Source organism: Gordonia sp. QH-12, from assembly GCF_001578675.1.
In the GTDB taxonomy this organism is placed as follows: Bacteria; Actinomycetota; Actinomycetes; order Mycobacteriales; family Mycobacteriaceae; genus Gordonia; species Gordonia sihwensis.
Genome location: NZ_KQ969284.1, coordinates 18,575 through 36,417 on the forward strand (window position 1 = coordinate 18,575; position 17,843 = coordinate 36,417).

The window sequence follows — 17,843 nt, forward strand, 5'->3', positions numbered from 1 at the left end:
TGTTTGGGGCATGATGCAGTCATGGCCGATACGACGACGCGGACGCTGAAGCTGCTGGCGCTGCTCCAAGCGCACCGCCTGTGGTCGGCGGTGGAACTGGCCGACCGTCTGGAGACCACCGAGCGGACCGTGCGCCGCGACGTCGAACGGCTTCGGGATCTCGGCTATCCGGTGCAGTCGGTGCGGGGCAGCGGCGGCGGATACCAACTGGCTCCCGGCGGGTCGCTGCCGCCGCTGGTTGTGGACGAGGAGGAGGCCGTCGCGATCGTGAGTGCGCTGCGGACGGCCGCGCACGGTTCGGCCGCCGGTATGGCGGAGGCCTCGGTGCGGGCGCTGGCCAAGGTGATGCAGGTGCTGCCGCCTCGGCTGCGCCGGCGTGCGGATGCGCTGCGGGCCATGAGCGTGTTGCTCCCCGGCGAACAGCAGGCGCCGGCCGTGGACGCCGAGACCCTGACGACAGTGGCATTGGCGTGCCGGGACGCGACGGAGCTCACCTTCGATTACGCGCCCGCACCGCGGGCCGGACGTGCGTCCGGCACTCGCCGCACCGAGCCGCTGCGGTTGATTCCCGTCGGTCGCCGGTGGTACCTGCTCGCGTACGACCTCGATCGTCAGGACTGGCGCACGTTCCGGCTCGACCGGCTCAGCGCTGCTCAACCGCAGAAGCGGCGGTTCGCGCCGCGTGCGGTGCCGGGCGGCGACCCCGCGGCCTATGTGCGTGAGAGCCTGCGCGGAGGCCGGGACCAACTCCAGGTGCGCGCCGTGGTTCACGCCGAGCCGGAGGCGGTGCGCGGCCGCATCGGCCGGTGGTCGGAGGTCACCGAGCACCCCGACGGCTGCCTGGTCACCATGCAGACCGACGATCCGGGGTGGATCGCGCTGGCGCTCGGCGGACTGGACGCCGACTACGAGTTCGTCGAGGTTCCGGCCGACGTCGTGCGCGCGTTGCGTGGACGCAACGTGCGGGAGGCTCGGGCGCTGTACCTGTCGGAGCGATAGCTTCCGGTCAGCGAGCTGTGAGCCAATCCAGGTACGCGGCGCCTCGCGGTGAGATCTCGCAACCGACCTCGTGACTGATCGTCAGGCCGTACGGCCCACCCATGAGCCACGGCGGCGGATTCGGTGTTCGCACTCGCACTGTTTTGACCAGTTCTGTCGTCTATTCGGACGACGACCCGCCGGTAAAGAGGACTTTTGTGCCTCTGGTCACATTTCGCGATTCCCGGCCACGGCTTTCCTGACATACCTGTCCTACGAACGTTGTCAATCATCCCAGTGAAGGATTCTTGAATGAGACTGTCCACCAGCCGAGTGCTCGCCGTGGCGAGCGGATCGGTACTTCTAGCCGGAGCGATGGTGGTCGTCGACGCGCCGGCCTCGGCGGCGACGACCGACACCACCTTCCAGTCGATCTGCGTGGCGAGTTCGATCGTGACGGTCAAGAAGCCTGTCGGCAACACGAGCCTGTCGGCAACACGATCACCGTCGACGCTCCGGAGTCGGTGTCCGAGGGCGAGAAGTTCACGATCCGGATTCAGCCGAACCCGTCCTCGTTCCCCGACAAGGATTCCGGTGCCACCACCACCAACCTGTCGCGTTTGAAGTACGACTTCGCCGTCCCGGCGAACTCCACCTTCGTCAGCGCCGATGTGGTGGCGGGATCGTCCGTCGGCCTCAGTGGCGTGGCGCCGAATGTTCTGCTGGTCGACAACAGCGGGAATGTGAGCCCGACGGGCTCGGTCATCAGGCTGTCGGGCAACAACCAGGTCATCGCGAACAGCCCTACGTCGAGCACGAACAGCGAGGGCGGCATCGTCATCCCGAAGACGAAGAAGAACCTCGACGGCACCACCAATTCGAGCGGTGAGACGTGGTTCCGCATGCCGGCGATCGACGTGACGCTGAAGGCGGGCACCGCCGGCGTCATCGAGCCCACCGTGCGGATCGCGGGTAACGCCGCGAACCAGAACGCGAACGAGAACTTCAGTACACAGTTGGCGAAGGCCAGTCTGTTCGGTACTCAGTGGGCCCCGACCCGTTGCTCGCCGCGCGACAGCGACGGTGGCCCGACCAATGCCGGCGCCGGTCCGCTCGCCACCATTCGCGTGGATGCCGCGCCGGTGGATGAGGACACGGTGACCACCTTGTCGGTGCCGGGCGCCGCGACGACCGGTGACGAGGTGACGTTGTCGGCGTCGGTGTCACCGAATCCGGGTGGGGGCACTGTGCAGTTCAAGGCTGATGGAGCGAATCTGGGTGCTCCGGTGGCTGTCTCCGGCGGTGCGGCTGTGCTGAAGCATTCGTTCGCCTCGGCCGGGGACAAGGAGGTCGCCGCGGTGTTCTCGGGTGCGGCCGGGTTCTCCGGCTCGACGTCGGAGGCCAAGACCATCAAGGTCTCCGATCCCGAGCCGAGCGAGACGGAGACCACGGTGAAGGTGATCGCTCCCGCGACCGCGAAGCCGGGTGCCGCAGTGGAGCTCAAGGCGGAGCTGACGCCGGCCGACCTGACCGGCGGGACAGTGCAGTTCAAGGTCAACGGCGACGACGTCGGCGGGCCCGTGACGGTCTCCGGCGGCGCGGCGAAGCTGCAGCACGCGTTCGCGGCCGCCGGAGACTTCACCGTCACCGCGGTCTACAGCGGCACGGCGGGCCATTCCGGTGCTATCTCCGGTCCGGTCATCGTCTCGGTGAATGACGACGCCGATCCTCCGACTCCCGGAACTCCCGACGGCGACGGAAGCCTCGGCAGCAGCAGCGGCAGTCTGGGCGGCGGTGTCGTCTCCGACCTCGTCCGAGGACTCTTCTGACAGCCGGGCACCGGGCGTGAACGCACCGAACCCCGCGAGCTTCGGCTCGCGGGGTTCGGTGCGTTCGGGGTTCAGTGCTCGGTTCGGCTGCGACGCGGGCGCGTCAGGGAGCCCACGTGCGGGCGCCCTCGGCGGCGGTCTCGGCCGGCGTCTCGGTGCGGAAGGCCCGGTTCACCGCGGAGACGACGGCGCGCAGGCTCGCGGTCGTGATCGACGAGGCGATGCCGACGCCCCATACCGTCTCGCCGTTGATCTCCGCCTCGACGTAGCTCGCGGCCTCGGCATCGCCGCCGGCCGTCATCGCGTGCTCCGAGTAGTCGAGGACCCGGACGTCGTACCCGATGGTCGACAGTGCGTCGACGAAAGCGGCCAGCGGACCGTTGCCCGATCCGGAGATCTCCTTCTCGGTGCCGTCGACGAGAACCGTCGCGGTCACCGAGTCCTCGCCGTCGTCGGTCTCGGCAGCCGAAACCTGCTGCCGCACCCGCTCGAGTGGCTTCACGGGCTCCAGGTACTCGCGGGAGAACACGTCCCACATCGCCTTCGGGTTCACCTCGCCGCCCTCGCCGTCGGTGATCTTCTGGATCTCGCGGCTGAACTCGATCTGCAGTCGACGCGGCAGATCCAGTCCGTGGTCGGCCTTCATGATGTACGTGACGCCGCCCTTGCCGGACTGGCTGTTCACCCGGATCACGGCCTCGTAGTTGCGGCCCACGTCCTTCGGGTCGATGGGCAGGTAAGGGACCTGCCACAAGATGTCGTCGACGTCCTTGTCGGCTTCGTCGGCGTCGACCTTCATCTGGTCGAGGCCCTTGTTGATGGCGTCCTGATGGCTGCCGGAGAACGCGGTGTAGACCAGGTCGCCGCCGTACGGGTGCCGCTCGGGAACGTTCAGCTGGTTGCAGTACTCGACGGTCCGGCGGATCTCGTCGATGTCCGAGAAGTTGATCTGCGGGTCGACACCGCGGCTGAACAGGTTCATGCCGAGAGTCACCAGGCAGACGTTGCCGGTGCGCTCGCCGTTGCCGAACAGGCAGCCCTCGATCCGGTCCGCGCCCGCCATGTAACCCAGTTCGGCGGCCGCGACGCCCTCGCCGCGGTCGTTGTGCGGGTGCAGGCTCAAGATGATCGAGTCACGGCGCGCCAGATTCCGGTGCATCCATTCGATGGAGTCCGCGTACACGTTGGGCGTCGTCATCTCGACGGTCGCGGGCAGGTTGATGATCAACGGCTTGTCGGGGGTCGGGGCGATCACCTCGGAGACGGCGTCGCAGACCTCCTTGGCGTAGCTCAACTCGGTGCCCGTGTAGCTCTCGGGGGAGTACTCGTAACGCCAGTTGGTGTCGGGGTACTTCTGCTCCTCGGCCAGGCACAGCTCGGCCGCGTCGGTGGCGATCTTGGTGATCGCGGCCTTGTCAGCGCGGAATACGACGCGGCGCTGCAGGACCGACGTGGAGTTGTAGAAGTGGACGATCACGTTCTGCGCGCCGGCGCAGGCCTCGTAGGTGCGGGCGATCAGTTCCGGGCGGGCCTGGGTCAGCACCTGGATGGTCACGTCGTCGGGGATGGCGCCCTCGTCGATGATCTCGCGGACGAAGTCGAAGTCGGTCTGGCTCGCGGAGGGGAAGCCCACCTCGATCTCCTTGTAGCCCATGCGGACCAACAGATCGAACATGCGTCGTTTGCGGGCCGGGCTCATCGGATCGATCAGAGCCTGGTTGCCGTCGCGCAGATCGACGGCGCACCACATCGGTGCCCGGTCGATCACCTTGTCGGGCCAAGTGCGGTCGGGCAGCGCGATCTTCTCGACCTCATCGGCGAAGCTGCGGTAGCGGTGGACGGGCATCGCCGAATTGCGTTGCGGGTTCCAGCTGGGCTGGCCGTCCGGGATGGGTCCGTTGGGCTCGACGATGCGGCTCGGACCGGAGGTGAAAGCGTCTGCTGGTGCCATGAGGGGTCAATCTCCTGATCAAAAGAAGGGGTTTTGACCGGCGCGTGAAGAGGCCCCGCGACGGAGGGCCGGTCGGATCAGACCCCGCCGCGGCAACCGAGGAGGAGTGCACGCTGCATGACATCAACGATAGCACTTGAGTCCGGCGATGCCGGGGCCGGTTGCCATCACAAAAAGTTAGGTTAGGATCACCTTGTTTACAAATTCTTTAGAGAAATGGAGACGAGATGGGCAGCAGCAGCGGAAGCGTGCAGTGGCATGAGGTGCCGATCATCGGCGACCTCGGGGTCGCCTTCGCACAGTCCGATTTCTACAACAGCGTCTGGCTGCCGGTGTGGGACGGATTCGCCATGGGTGTGAATGCGATTCTCGGGCAAGAGATTCTCTGGCACCGCTGATTCGTGAACGGATGCGCCGAGTAGGCGCACTCCTGCGGCAGGGCGCGGGTCTCGACTGTGGACGTCGGGGCCCGCGTCTTCGTCGTCACACCTCGACGGCTGCTTCGGCGCGGTGCTCGCGGCGGCGCATCGCGAGGACGGTGACGATGCTCAACACCGCGAGCAGCAGTCCGCTCACCAGTGTGGTCGCGTGCAGTCCGTCGACGAAGGCCTCTCGCGCGGCCGTTGCCAGGGCGTCTCCGCCGGTGCTCATGGCGTCGGCGCGGACGAGGGTCTCACCGAGCGATCCCGTCACCCCGCTGTCGCCGCCGCGGGACAGGAAGACCGCGGTGGCCAGCGAGCCGAAGAGAGCCAGGCCGAGGGCGGTTCCCAGTTCGAAACAGGTCTCCGAGATGCCCGACGCGGCACCGGACTGCTCCGGCGGCACGGCGCCGACCACCACGTCGGTCACCAGCGAGAACTGCACACCGTATCCGATTCCGGCGAGAGCGCTCAGGGCCATGTACACCAACAGCGACGACGTGGTGCCCAGTGCGATGAATCCGAGATTCGCCGTCGCGGCGACCACCAGCGAGCCGGCGAGGGCGTACCGCTTTCCGACCAGTCGGGCGATGCGATCGGCGACGACGGAGAAGACGGCGATCGTCACCGCCATCGGGAGTCCGGCGAGCGCCGCGGCCAGAACGTCGTGGCCCAGCACCGACTGGAGATAGACGTTCGAGAGATAGGCGATGCCGCCCTCGGCCATCATTCCCACCAGCGCGATGGCGAGGCACACGCTCACCGTGGGGTTGCGGAACAGGTTCAAGTCCAGGAGGGGATCTCGCGTGCGCGCCTCGTGGCGGAGGAATACTGCGAACATCGCGATGCCGACCAGACCCGCCGTCGCCGCAAGCGGCGAGACCCCCTCGGTCGCGAGCGCCTTGACCGCGTAGACGGCGGGGAGGACGCCGAGCAGTGACAGCGCGACACCGACGACGTCGAACCGACCGGTGCGGGCCGATCGGTACTCGGGGAGGACGAACGGCCCCGCCGCGAAGAGCACCGCGAGCACCGGCACGTTGATCAGAAACACCACTCCCCACCAATAGTGGTGCAGCAGAAGGCCTCCGAGAACCGGGCCAATAGCGGCACCGCCGGCGAACGCCGAGGTCCACACCCCGATGGCGCGAGCGCGTTCGTGACTGCGCGTGAACATGTTGGCGATCAGCGCGAGGCTCGCGGGCATCAGCGTCGCACCTCCCACGCCCATCAACGCGCGGGCCGCGATCAAAGCCCCGGCACCGGGCGAGAACGCGGCGAGCACCGACGCACCGCCGAAGACACCCGCGCCGCACAGCAGAATCCGCCGTCGCCCGATCCGATCGCCGAGGTTGCCCATCGTGATGAGCAGCCCGGCGATCAGGAACCCGTAGATGTCGAGGATCCACAACTGCTGTGTGGCCGACGGGTCGAGCGCCGCGGTGATCGTCGGCATCGCCAGGTACAGCACTGAGAAGTCCATCGAGACCAGCAGTACCGGCAGCATCAGAACCGCGAGCCCGAACCATGTCTTCCGATCGGCCGCGGGTGCGGTGCCGGTGGGCGGCGGGACCGAGGGCATGCGTGCGGGCTCCAGATCTGTGAGGTGTGGATCGCGGGCGCGGCCGGCGATGCAAGCGCGACCGCGGCCCGTTCAGGCTACGCCGGATATGCGGTGGTCAGCGACCTCGTTTCCGGCCGATCGACATCAGAAGCACACCGGTGATTCGATCGCGGACCGCGACGGTCCCGGGTGGAGTACAACGGGCTGTGGAGGCCGCCCACGGCGGCCGGCAAGGAGAGGCGTGGCCACGATCGGCAGGCTGGCCGCCGCGACGATCCTCGTCGCGGCGACCGCACTCGTGGCCGGTTGCAGCACCGCCGGTCCCGGCCCGGTGCCCATGCGATCGGTCCTCGGTCCGGCAGAGCGCGTGCTGAACGTCCTGGCATGACCGGGCTACGCCGAGGACGGGAGCAACAACCGGTCCGTGAACTGGGTGCAGCCGTTCCGGGACCTGACCGGCTGCCAGGTGGAGGTCAAGACCTTCGGCACCTCCGACGAAGCGGTGTCCTTGATGCGGACCGGTCAGTTCGACGTGGTCTCGGCATCGGGCGACGCGTCGCTGCGGTTGATCGACGCCGGTGACGTACAGCCGATCAACACCGCGCTGGTCCCCTCGTACTCCGACATCTATCCCTTCTTGAAGGGCAAGCCGTGGAATGCGAAGAACGGGATCACCTACGGTGTGCCGCACGGCTGGGGTGCCAATCTCCTGATGTATCGCACAGACGTCGTGCGACCCGCGCCCACGTCCTGGCGGGCCGTGTTCGAGGACGCGCCGCGCTATGCGGGCCGGGTGACAGCTTACGATTCGCCGATCTACATCGCCGACGCCGCGCTGTATCTGATGCGGCACCGGCCCGATCTCGGCATCACGAATCCCTACGCGCTCGACCGGAGGCAGTTCGACGCGGCCGTCGCGCTGCTCGAGGAGCAGCGCAGAGCGGTCGGCGAGTACTGGAACGACATCGTCCGCGAGGTGCAGGCGTTCAGCGCGGGCTGGAGCGTGCTCGGTTCCACGTGGCAGATGGCGGCCAACCTCGCCCGCGACGGCGGTGCTCCGGTGGCGACGGTGCTGCCCGATGAGGGATCGACGGGGTGGTCGGACTCGTGGATGATCAGTTCCCGGGCCGAGCATCCGAACTGCGCGTACCGCTGGGTCGACTACATCGTGAGCGCGCGGGTCAACGCGCGCGTCGCGGAGTACTTCGGCGAGTCACCCGCGAACGCGAAGGCGTGCGAACTGATGCGGGACCGGACGCACTGCGCGGTGTACCACTCCGCGGACCCCGAGTACGCCTCGCACATCTGGTACTGGACCACGCCGATGCGCGACTGCGTCGACGGTCGCAAGAACGTCGAGTGCGTCGGCTACGACGGTTGGTCGAAGGCGTGGCTTCAGATCAAGGGATAGCCGCGCGCCGTCGTCAGATGGCGTACTGGAAGACCGTGAGCATGCGGGCACCGAACCAGCCGGAGAACAGGGCGGCGACGGCGAGGAAGGCGATGATCTCGGTCCGCGGCCGTCGTGCGATCCGCACGGCCACCGGGATCAGCAGGACGAACGCGGGCAGGAGCAGTCGCGCACGGCTCATCATCAGGCCGTCCGACAGCAGGATCGACGCCAGCACGGCCGCCGCGTAGACGAGCACCGGCCACGGCACGCGGTCGGCGACCGACCAACCGAACAACACGAGCACCGAGATGATCAACAGGGCCGTTGCGATCGCTGAGAAGTCCGATCCGCTGCCGAGCGTCTGGGTGAGGAATCGCCAGGTGGCCGCGCCGCCGTCGAATGTGGTGTTCCACCCCGTCGTCTGGATCTGAAACCAGCCCGTCGCCGAGCCGGTCTGCGCCCACACCACTGCCAGGTAGCCGAGGTAACCGAGCGGCGCGAGAATCACGGCGGCCCACGCACGAGGGCCGTCGCGCCGGGCCACGATCGCTGCGAGCATCACGGCGGCGATCACCGCGACGCCGGTCGGCCGGACGAGTCCGGCACCGAGGGCGCAGAGTCCGGCGAGCAGCCACTGCCGCTCCAGGACTCCGACGAGCGCCCAGCCCGCGAGTGCGCAGAACACCGCCTCGGTGTAGGCCATGTTCAGCACCACCGACATGGGCGTGGCGGCGAAGAGGCCCACCAGGACCAGTCCGGCCGTCGAGGCCTGGTCGGGCGTCGACCGAACCGAGGAACGGATCCGCCCGGAGCAGATCACTCCGATACGACCCACCGCCACCGCGGCGAGGCATCCCGCGACCACGTTGACGATCATGGCCGCGGCGAACGGCGACAGGCCGGGGACCAGGGCGACGGTCCGCACCGTCATCGGATAACCGGGGAAGAATGCGTACGCGGTGAACTCCGTGTGGACGCCGTTTCCGTCGGTGAACCACAGGGGGATTCCGCCGTAGCCGTGCTGGGCGATGCCGAGCATCCACTCGCCGTCCCACATGGACAGCAGCGCGGTGAGACCGGTGTGGTGGAGTCCGGCGAAGACGGTGAGGATCACGATGCCGACGACGCGAATCGTCAGGTACACCCCGACGCATCGAAGGGCGAACTCGTGGGTGATGCCGAAGCGTCGCATGGTGGACATCGGGCGCACGGTAGTCATCGGAGGTGATCCTACGGTGGCCTCCGCGAAATGTGCCGCGCCAGGTCCGGCGGGTAAGGTGAACCCCGCGCGATTCCCGCAGAAGCTGCAGAAGCTCATGTAGACGAGACAGCTGTACAGATAAGGAAGGTTGCACGACGTGGCACTGGTCGTCCAGAAGTATGGCGGATCCTCGGTGTCGGATGCCGAGCGCATTCGCCGGGTCGCCGAGCGCATCGTCGAGACCAAGCGCGCAGGGAACGACGTGGTCGTCGTCGCCTCTGCGATGGGTGACACCACCGACGAACTGCTCGATCTGGCAGAACAGGTGAACCCGAATCCCCCCGACCGTGAGATGGACATGCTGCTCACGTCCGGCGAGCGCATCTCCAATGCGCTGCTCGCCATGGCGATCGAGGGCCTCGGGGAGAACGCGCAGTCGTTCACCGGCTCGCAGGCCGGCGTGATCACCACGAGCAGCCACGGCAAGGCCAAGATCATCGACGTGACTCCGGGCCGGGTCCGCAGTGCGCTCGACGAGGGGAAGATCGTCCTCGTCGCCGGTTTCCAGGGCGTCTCGCAGGACACCAAGGATGTGACCACGCTGGGCCGCGGCGGATCGGACACCACCGCCGTCGCCCTCGCCGCCGCTCTCGAGGCCGACGTCTGCGAGATCTACACCGACGTCGACGGCATCTACACGGCCGACCCGCGCATCGTCAGCAATGCCAAGCACCTCGATCACATCTCTTTCGAGGAGATGCTCGAGATGGCCGCATGCGGCGCGAAGGTGCTGATGCTGCGTTGCGTGGAATACGCCCGCCGATACAACGTTCCAGTTCATGTGCGCTCGTCGTACTCGACTAAGCCCGGCACCGTTGTGTCCGGCTCGATGGAGGACATCCCCGTGGAAGAAGCAATCCTCACCGGCGTCGCCCACGACCGCAGCGAAGCTCAGGTCACCGTGGTCGGCATCGAAGACAAGCCCGGTTACGCGGCGAAGGTGTTCCGCGCCGTCGCCGACGCCGAGATCAACATCGACATGGTCCTGCAGGGCGTGTCGGCGGTGGAGACCGGGAAGACCGACATCACCTTCACGCTGCCGAAGGAGCTCGGCGAGGTCGCCGTGGCCGAACTGGGCAAGCTCAAGTCGGAGATCGGCTTCCGCGAGGTGGTGCTCGACGACAACATCGGCAAGGTGTCGCTGGTCGGTGCGGGAATGAAGAGTCATCCGGGGGTCACCGCGACCTTCTGCGAGTCGCTCAGCGACGCGGGCATCAACATCGAACTGATCTCCACCTCCGAGATCCGGATCTCGGTCCTCGTCCGTGAATCCGATCTGGATCCGGCGGTCCGCGTTCTGCACGAGGCCTTCGGTCTCGGCGCCGACGAGGACGCCGTGGTCTACGGCGGCACCGGACGATAGGAGGACGCTCAGATGGGTATTCGACTCGGAGTAGTCGGCGCCACCGGCCAGGTCGGCGGCGTCATGCGTCAGATCCTCGAAGACCGGAACTTCCCGGCCGACGAGGTGCGGTTCTTCGCGTCGCCGCGGTCGGCGGGCAAGAAGCTGCCGTGGCGCGGCGGTGAAGTGGTGGTCGAGGACGCGACGACCGCAGATCCGGCGGGGCTCGACATCGCTCTGTTCTCCGCGGGCGGAACCATGTCGAAGGTGCAGGCGCCGCGGTTCGCCGCCGCCGGAGTAACGGTGATCGACAACTCGTCGGCCTGGCGCAAGGATCCCGATGTGCCGCTGATCGTGTCGGAGGTGAACGGTGAGCTCGCGAAGAACCCGCCCAAGGGCATCATCGCGAACCCCAACTGCACCACGATGGCTGCGATGCCGGTGCTCAAGCCACTGCACGACGCCAAGGGGTTGCGCCGGCTGATCGTCTCCAGCTATCAGGCGGTCTCGGGCAGCGGGCTGTCGGGCGTGCAGGAACTCGCGGGGCAGGTGCGCGCCGGCGTCGACGGCGCCGAGCAGCTCGTCTACGACGGGCACGCCGTCGATCTCGGCGAGAAGATCAATTACGTCGCGCCGATCGCGTTCAACGTGGTGCCGCTCGCGGGCAACCTCGTCGACGACGGCAGCGGTGAGACCGACGAGGACCAGAAGCTGCGCAACGAGTCGCGACGCATCCTCGGCATCCCCGAGCTGTTGGTCAGCGGAACCTGCGTCCGCGTCCCGGTCTTCACCGGCCATTCGCTGTCGATCAACGCCGAGTTCGATGAAGCGGTGACCCCCGAGCAGGCACGCGAGATCCTCGACGGCGCGCCCGGGGTCCGGCTCGCGGACGTGCCCAACCCGCTCGACGCGGCCGGCGGCGACGTCTCTCTCGTCGGGCGTATCCGTCAGGATCCGGGCGCTCCGGAGGGGCGTGGCCTCGCGCTCTTCGTCTCCGGAGACAACTTGCGAAAGGGTGCCGCGCTCAACACGATCCAGATCGCCGAGCTGCTGGTCTGACGACGCGCGCCCGGCGGCGGGCGGGTTCGCTCGTCGGCGGCGGAACGTCGAAATCGGGACTTACCAAGCGGTAACTTATGGCGTAGATTACTCCCGTGAGAAAAATTCGGGGATTCGTCTCGTCCAGAAGTTCATCCGTTTCCAGCGTCGTCAGGCGCACCGGTTCGATCGCCGTCGTCGGTGCGGTCGCGGCCTCCGGGCTCGTCACCGGCACCGGCGACGCGGGTGCCGTCGGCGACTTCTATCGCCCTCCCGCTCGGTTGTCGGAGACCCCGGGATCGGTGGTCCGCACCCAGCCCACCCAGCTCCTGCTGCAGATCCCGGGCGTTCGCAACCAATGGCCGGGGACCGCGACCCGCATCATGTACACGACCACGCGGCAGGACGGGAAGCCGACGGCCGTCACCGGCGCAGTGGTCGAGCCGACCGCGCCGTGGCACGGCAGGGGGCCGCGGCCCACCGTCGTCTTGGCGCCCGGCACCGTCGGACAAGGCGACCAGTGCGCGGGGTCGAAGATGCTCTCGCTGCCGATGTCCATCGACCCGACCAAGCCGAGTCTCGGCGTCAACTACTCCGGGCTCGAGATGAACCTCTTCCTGCTCAACGGCGTGCGGGTGGTGCTCACCGACTACGTCGGCATGGGCACGCCCGGCATCCACACGTACGTGAACCGTCTCGAGTCCGGTCGGGCCGTGCTCGACGCCGCCCGCGCCGCACTCAAGGTGGCCAAGGCCCCCAAGGACGCTCCTGTCGCCTTCTCCGGCTACTCCCAGGGCGGCGGTGCGACCGCGTCGGCAGCCGAGCTGGCGTCCACCTACGCCTCCGACCTCAACGTGAAGGCCACCTACGCCGGTGCGCCTCCCGCGGATCTGTCCAAGGTGATCGGCCAGATCGACGGCACCTTCATCTCGGGCGCGATCGGCTACGCCATCAACGGACTCGTGGCGCGGTATCCGGCGCTCGACCCGATCCTGAAGAAGGAGACCAGCGCGACCGGGCGCCGCGCCCTGAAAGACGTCGCGACGCAATGCATCGCCGACACCGGTCTCACGCACGGATTCCAGCGCACCGACCAGTGGACTCGCAACGGGAAGTCGCTGAGCGCGGTCATCAAGAAGTACCCCCGCGTCCAGAAGATGCTCGACGACCAGCGGATCGGCCGCCTCAAGCCGAACGCACCGGTGCTGATCTCCACCGGGGTCAGTGACGACGTCATCCCGCACGGACAGGTGGTGCAGCTGTACCGCGACTGGAAGGCCCAGGGGGCGGACGTGCGGCTCGACAACGATTTCACGCCGCCGATCTTCCCCGGGCTGGTCGTGAATCACGCACTGCCGATGCTGGCCAAGATGCTGCCGGCGACGAGTTTCATCCTCAGTGAGTTGAACAGCTGACCAGTCGGTCGTGTGCAAGTGGTCGCCCGTGATCGGCGATCATGTGATCGACTACTGGTCATGACTGACATGAAGCGCTTCCTGATCGCCCTGTCGGCGGCGGTCATCGGGCTCGTCACGGTGTCGACGACGACTGCCGTGGCGAGCCCGGCCGTTCCCGGCGTCGGCCCGGCCTCCACTTCGCTGATGCACGGTGATCCCGAATCGACCGACAGCACCGTCCTGCGCGGGCCGGGCAAGACCGGGCATGTCGCGGCGTCGAGCGTTCCCGGCGGTGTGTGCGCCGCGACTTTCGTGGGCTCGGATGGCTTCCCGGTCTCGTTGTGCACGGCCTACGTCGCGGGTACCCCGCCGCAGTTCGCCACTCCGGTGGTGACCATGTTCGATCCGCGGACCGCCCAGGTCGTCGCGCGGCTGCCGCTGACCAAGGGCAAGCTCCTCGGCGGGGTGTACGGGTTCCTCGACGACCGGAACCGGGTGGTGGTGGCCGACGGCTCGGGCAAGATCCTGCGGGTCGGTCACCACCGGACGCGGTCCGGCTGGGCGCTGCGCGTCGACGAGAGCACCGACGTGTCGAAATACCTCGGCGGCGACGGCGTGACCGGGTTGGCCCCCGACTATCAGGGGCGCACCTGGTTCGCGACCACCGAGGGCGTCATCGGCACCGTGCTGCCCGACGGCCGGGTCGGGGCCACGCGCCTGCCGAAGGGCGAAGAACTGGGCAACGGGCTCACCGTCCGTCGCTCCGGTGCGTCGGTGCTGACCACGCACGCACTCTACGAGATGCGCGCGGACGCCGACGGCGTGCCGCGGACGGTGTGGCGGCGCGCCTACGATCGCGGTGCCGCCCGCCGGCCGGGACAGCTGACCTGGGGATCGGGCACCACGCCGACCTACTTCGGTCCCGGCGGCGACGGCTGGGTCGCGATCGTCGACAACGCCGCGGTGCCGAACCTGATCGTCTACCGCTCCGACGACGGTTCGCAGGTATGCCGGACGCGGGCCTTCGCATCACCGAACCAGGGGACCGAGAACTCCCCGATGGCGTGGGGCGACAGCCTGGTGATCCCCAGCACGTACGGATTCCAGTACCCGCCGATGGCGGTGAGCGGTGGGCCGAGCGATCCGGCGTTCGCTCCCTTCCGCGGCGGTATGACGCGCATCGACGTCCGCGACGGGGCGTGCACGAGAGTATGGGAGAACACCACCGACCGAATGGCCACGCTGCCGCGGCTGTCCCGGGCGGACGGTCTGATTCACGGTCTCGCCTACGGCCCGTACGTGCCGGGACCGCAGCAGTCGGGACCGGTCGACTACGTCGCTGTCGACTTCCAGACCGGTCGACGGGTGGCGACGCGGCGCGTGGGGACCGCGCCGATCGACGAGCCGATGCAGCTCACCGGCATGATCGCGCCGGGCGGAACACTCTGGCAGGGCACCGTGACCCGGATGCTGAAGATCTCCGGCTAGTGCCCACCGGACCGGCGTGCGCGTCGTGCCATCATCAATGACATGACCACTCCCGGACCGTTCGACGACGACGCCGACCGCGATCGGATTCCGACGCAGGCCGAACTCGACGCCGAGGACCTCGCCGAGATCGCGCGGCGGTCGAAGGACAGCGATCTCAGCGGCAGGTATCCGGCGCGTCCCGTCGACCCCGGCCCGCCGCCGGTCGCGCTCGTCCGTGACGCGCGCGTGGTCTGGGCGATCGCCGCGGTGGCGTGCCTGGCGTGGGTCGTGTACGGATTCGCCAATCTCTCCTGGCTCGAGGGGTTGATGGCCGAGCGTCTGCAGCCAGGTCTGCAGAACGTCCCGGGGGTGGATCCGGGAGAGAAGGCGGCCTCGATGGCGTCGTTCTGGACGCCCGCGCTGCTCGTGGGCATCCCGCTGTTCACGGCACTGGGATATCCGCTGCTTGTCGGTACCGCGCGGGCGCACAGCCGCAATCTGCGCAGCATCTATCTCTCGGTGATCACCGTGACGGTCCTGTTCACCGTCGTCGGTGCGGCTCTGCTGTTCCACTATCCGGAGGTCTCGGCGTCGCTGCGAGTGCTCGCGTGGGTGCAATGCGGGGTGCTCGTCCTCTCCGCGCTCATCACCCTGCGCAGGCCGATCAACGAGTGGCTGCCGAAGTCGATGGCCATGAAACCCTTCCGGCGCGCCTCCGGCGGGTAGCTTGGGGACAGCGGGTCCGGTTCGGCCATGCGCCTGGAACCGTTCCCGTTTCGAGTTGACCGAACTAAGGAGAACGCAATGACCGTCACCCCCGTGTACCACGTCTCGTCGACCTCGACCGGCGGCGGCCGCGACAGCGAGGTGGTCTCCGAGTCGGGCCGGATCGACCTGGTGCTCGCTCCGCCCGTCGAGATGGGCGGCAACGGCGAGGGCAGCAATCCCGAGGAGCTGTTCTCCGCGGGCTATGCGGCGTGCTTCATGGGTGCGCTCCGGCACGTCGCCAAGAGCAAGGGCGCCACTCTCACCGACGCCACGTCGGTGAAGGTGAACATCGGCATCGGCAGCGACGACGCCGACGGCGGCTTCGGACTCACCGCCGACATCGAGGTGTATCTGCCCGGGCTCGACACCGCCGAGGCCGCCGAACTGGCACAGGCCGCGCACGCCTTCTGCCCGTACTCGAAGGCCACGCGCGGCAATATCGCGAGCACTGTCACATCGCGCGTGTGATTCGCGGCACGGGGCCCGGTACGGTGAACTCTCGTGAACAACTGGGCTATCGTCGCCGCCGCCGCAGTGCTGGCGGCCACCATCGCGACCATCGCATTCGTGCGATACCGGCAGAATGAGACCGCGGTACTCAAACGCGACGCCGAACTCGCCGCGTCGCTGCGCGAGCTGGCGGGCACCGACGCCGTCCGGCTCGCCGCGGTAGAAGAGTTCGAGACAGCGGTTTACGAGCGGCTGTTCTTCAGCCGAGCGATCGGTCCGCGCATTCGATCGGCCGTCTGGGCCCTGCTCGGGGGCGTCCTCGCGGCGTCCGCGGTGCTGCTCCTGGATGGGATCGACAGTGCTGTGGGCGTCGTGGCCTGGGCCGCCGCGATCGTCTTCGCCATCGGATTCACCCTCGCCGCGGTGGTGTACGCCGCTGTGGCGGGATACTCGGCGCTGACCACCCCGCGGGTGTCCTTCGCGGACTCGTACGAGTCCGACGAGGAATGACGCCGGCTCGCACCACCACGGGCCGCGCTCGTCTGTTCTACATCACAGTCGTCACGCTGGCGGTCGCCGCACTGGTGACGGCATCGGCGATTCCCGTGGTCGGAGACCCCGCGGCCGTGGCGTTCGCGAGAGGGTCGATCCGCGTCGTCGACGACGCCGGTGCGCCCGGATCCGTGATCGTGAGTCGCGAACTGTTCGCCTCGTCGCCGACCGCGGTCGTGGTCGCTCCGACGGCACGAGAGTCGGAGCGCCGCGCCGCGGCGGAGGCCGCGCGCGTCAATGGCGTGCCGGTCTTCGCGGTCGATGACACGAATTCCCGCACTGTCGCAGCGGAATTGGAGCGACTCGGTGTCGAGCGCGCGGTCCGGGTCGGCCGCGTCCCGGCACTGCCGGTTCCGGTCACCGACGACGTCCGGTTGCTCGCCGGCGGTGCCGCGACGCGCGGTGAGGGCACCGTGGTGCTGCTTTCGGCGGCCGGCGACGACGCGATCGCGACCGCCGAGGCGGCACACGCGGAGGTCGCGGCCGTGCCGTCGCCCGATCCGAGAAGCTCCGGGCGCGCAGTGAACCTCGTCAAGGCGCGGCCCGGGGCGCCGATCCTCGCGGTGGGATCGGGATTCGGCGACCCCCGGCTCCTGGCGCGCCGCGTCGAACTCGCGCGGAGCCTCCCGGAACTCCCCGGCGGCGGACAGTTGATGTTCCCGGGGCGCCGCGTCGTCGCGCTCTACGGATCGCCCGGTGCGCCCGAACTGGGGCCTCTGGGCAGGCAGAGCATCAGTGCGTCCATCCGGCGCGCGAAAGCCGTCGCAGCGCAGTACGACCGCCTCTCGCCCGTCCCGGTGGTCCCGGGCTTCGAGATCATCGTGACCGTCGCGTCCGCCGATCCCGGCCCGGGCGGCAACTACACCTCGGCGCTCGACGTGGCGGCGGTGCGGCCGTGGGTCGACGCCGCGCGCAAGGCCGGCGTCTACGTCACCCTCGACCTGCAACCGGGCCGGATGGACTTTCTCGACCAGGCCAAGATGTATCGGGAACTGCTGCTGCAGCCGCACGTCGGCCTGGCCCTCGACCCGGAGTGGCGGCTGAAGCCGAATCAAGTCCACCTGCAGCAGATCGGGTCCGTCTCGCCCGCGGAGGTGAACCGGGTCTCGACCTGGCTCGCCGACCTGGTCAAGAGTCGGAATCTGCCGCAGAAGGCCTTTGTCCTGCACCAGTTCGACGCCGACATGCTGGGTGACAGATCGAAGATCGACACCTCGCGCACCGAACTCGCGTTCCTCGTTCACGCCGACGGCCACGGTGTGCCGAACGTCAAGATGCAGACGTGGAACCGGATTGTCGCGGGCCTGCCTCCCCGGACGTGGCTCGGGTGGAAGAATTTCTACACGGAGGACAAGCCCATGTTCTCTCCACGCCGGACCATGAACGTCGACCCCGTTCCCTGGTTCGTCTCCTATCAATAGAGAGAAGGGA

Annotated in this window: 14 protein-coding genes and 1 pseudogene; 12 read left to right on the plus strand and 3 right to left on the minus strand. The window is 68.1% G+C overall.

Annotation, left to right across the window (positions count from 1 at the left end; translation table 11 throughout):
• Positions 1 to 21 precede the first annotated feature (21 nt).
• Both Y710_RS03580 and Y710_RS03585 read left to right on the plus strand, forming a co-directional pair.
• Complete coding sequence (locus Y710_RS03580; RefSeq protein ID WP_006897393.1) at positions 22 to 999, plus strand: helix-turn-helix transcriptional regulator; 978 nt, start codon at positions 22 to 24, stop codon at positions 997 to 999.
• Positions 1,000 to 1,502: 503 nt separating this feature from the next.
• Positions 1,503 to 2,807 (plus strand): Ig-like domain-containing protein, encoded by a 1,305-nt coding sequence (locus Y710_RS03585; protein ID WP_062366382.1) that lies wholly within the window; start codon positions 1,503 to 1,505, stop codon positions 2,805 to 2,807.
• 103 nt (positions 2,808 to 2,910) lie between these two features.
• Here the strand turns inward: Y710_RS03585 and leuA are convergent, their stop codons facing one another.
• Entirely contained in the window at positions 2,911 to 4,758 is a 1,848-nt protein-coding gene (gene leuA / locus Y710_RS03590; protein ID WP_006897391.1) for a 2-isopropylmalate synthase, read from the minus strand.
• A 227-nt stretch (positions 4,759 to 4,985) separates the two neighbouring features.
• Here leuA and Y710_RS18650 point away from each other — a divergent pair, with 227 nt between their 5' ends.
• A complete protein-coding gene (locus Y710_RS18650; protein WP_156150441.1) occupies positions 4,986 to 5,156 on the plus strand; it encodes a hypothetical protein in 171 nt (56 codons plus the stop codon).
• Between the two features lie 85 nt (positions 5,157 to 5,241).
• Here Y710_RS18650 and Y710_RS03595 read toward each other — a convergent pair whose 3' ends face one another.
• Entirely contained in the window at positions 5,242 to 6,759 is a 1,518-nt protein-coding gene (locus Y710_RS03595) for an MFS transporter (RefSeq protein WP_045537279.1), read from the minus strand.
• A 223-nt stretch (positions 6,760 to 6,982) separates the two neighbouring features.
• Here Y710_RS03595 and Y710_RS03600 point away from each other — a divergent pair.
• Positions 6,983 to 8,152: pseudogene (locus Y710_RS03600) on the plus strand (ABC transporter substrate-binding protein).
• A gap of 13 nt (positions 8,153 to 8,165) precedes the next feature.
• On the opposite strand, the gene Y710_RS03605 reads toward Y710_RS03600, so the two are convergent.
• A complete protein-coding gene (locus Y710_RS03605) occupies positions 8,166 to 9,353 on the minus strand; it encodes a hypothetical protein (RefSeq protein ID WP_006897387.1) in 1,188 nt (395 codons plus the stop codon).
• A 139-nt stretch (positions 9,354 to 9,492) separates the two neighbouring features.
• Between Y710_RS03605 and Y710_RS03610 the strand changes: the two genes are divergently transcribed.
• The 8 genes from Y710_RS03610 (at position 9,493) to Y710_RS03645 (ending at position 17,833) form a co-directional block, all read left to right on the plus strand.
• Positions 9,493 to 10,758 carry an aspartate kinase gene (locus tag Y710_RS03610; protein WP_039867782.1) on the plus strand — a complete coding sequence of 422 codons (1,266 nt, stop codon included), beginning with the start codon at positions 9,493 to 9,495 and terminating at the stop codon, positions 10,756 to 10,758.
• Between the two features lie 12 nt (positions 10,759 to 10,770).
• Positions 10,771 to 11,796, plus strand: coding sequence for an aspartate-semialdehyde dehydrogenase (locus Y710_RS03615; protein WP_006897385.1), 1,026 nt, complete (start codon positions 10,771 to 10,773; stop codon positions 11,794 to 11,796).
• Positions 11,797 to 11,891: 95 nt separating this feature from the next.
• Entirely contained in the window at positions 11,892 to 13,190 is a 1,299-nt protein-coding gene (locus Y710_RS03620; RefSeq protein ID WP_062366384.1) for a lipase family protein, read from the plus strand.
• Positions 13,191 to 13,259: 69 nt separating this feature from the next.
• Positions 13,260 to 14,660 (plus strand): hypothetical protein, encoded by a 1,401-nt coding sequence (locus Y710_RS03625; RefSeq protein WP_045537296.1) that lies wholly within the window; start codon positions 13,260 to 13,262, stop codon positions 14,658 to 14,660.
• Positions 14,661 to 14,702: 42 nt separating this feature from the next.
• Positions 14,703 to 15,368 (plus strand): hypothetical protein, encoded by a 666-nt coding sequence (locus Y710_RS03630; RefSeq protein ID WP_062366386.1) that lies wholly within the window; start codon positions 14,703 to 14,705, stop codon positions 15,366 to 15,368.
• Positions 15,369 to 15,446: 78 nt separating this feature from the next.
• Positions 15,447 to 15,878 (plus strand): Ohr family peroxiredoxin, encoded by a 432-nt coding sequence (locus tag Y710_RS03635; RefSeq protein ID WP_006897381.1) that lies wholly within the window; start codon positions 15,447 to 15,449, stop codon positions 15,876 to 15,878.
• 33 nt (positions 15,879 to 15,911) lie between these two features.
• On the plus strand, positions 15,912 to 16,370 hold the full coding sequence (locus Y710_RS03640; protein WP_045537280.1) for a hypothetical protein: 459 nt from the start codon (positions 15,912 to 15,914) through the stop codon (positions 16,368 to 16,370).
• Positions 16,367 to 17,833 carry a hypothetical protein gene (locus Y710_RS03645; RefSeq protein WP_062366388.1) on the plus strand — a complete coding sequence of 489 codons (1,467 nt, stop codon included), beginning with the start codon at positions 16,367 to 16,369 and terminating at the stop codon, positions 17,831 to 17,833. Before Y710_RS03640 ends, Y710_RS03645 begins: the two co-directional genes overlap by 4 nt.
• Positions 17,834 to 17,843: the final 10 nt, after the last annotated feature.

Coding starts and splice junctions, on each gene's coding strand:
- Y710_RS03580 (WP_006897393.1), top strand. CDS start 22: ATGGCCGATACGACGACGCGGACGCTGAAGCTGCTGGCGCTGCTCCAA.
- leuA (WP_006897391.1), bottom strand. CDS start 4,758: ATGGCACCAGCAGACGCTTTCACCTCCGGTCCGAGCCGCATCGTCGAG.
- Y710_RS18650 (WP_156150441.1), top strand. CDS start 4,986: ATGGGCAGCAGCAGCGGAAGCGTGCAGTGGCATGAGGTGCCGATCATC.
- Y710_RS03595 (WP_045537279.1), bottom strand. CDS start 6,759: ATGCCCTCGGTCCCGCCGCCCACCGGCACCGCACCCGCGGCCGATCGG.
- Y710_RS03605 (WP_006897387.1), bottom strand. CDS start 9,353: ATGACTACCGTGCGCCCGATGTCCACCATGCGACGCTTCGGCATCACC.
- Y710_RS03615 (WP_006897385.1), top strand. CDS start 10,771: ATGGGTATTCGACTCGGAGTAGTCGGCGCCACCGGCCAGGTCGGCGGC.
- Y710_RS03625 (WP_045537296.1), top strand. CDS start 13,260: ATGAAGCGCTTCCTGATCGCCCTGTCGGCGGCGGTCATCGGGCTCGTC.
- Y710_RS03630 (WP_062366386.1), top strand. CDS start 14,703: ATGACCACTCCCGGACCGTTCGACGACGACGCCGACCGCGATCGGATT.
- Y710_RS03635 (WP_006897381.1), top strand. CDS start 15,447: ATGACCGTCACCCCCGTGTACCACGTCTCGTCGACCTCGACCGGCGGC.
- Y710_RS03645 (WP_062366388.1), top strand. CDS start 16,367: ATGACGCCGGCTCGCACCACCACGGGCCGCGCTCGTCTGTTCTACATC.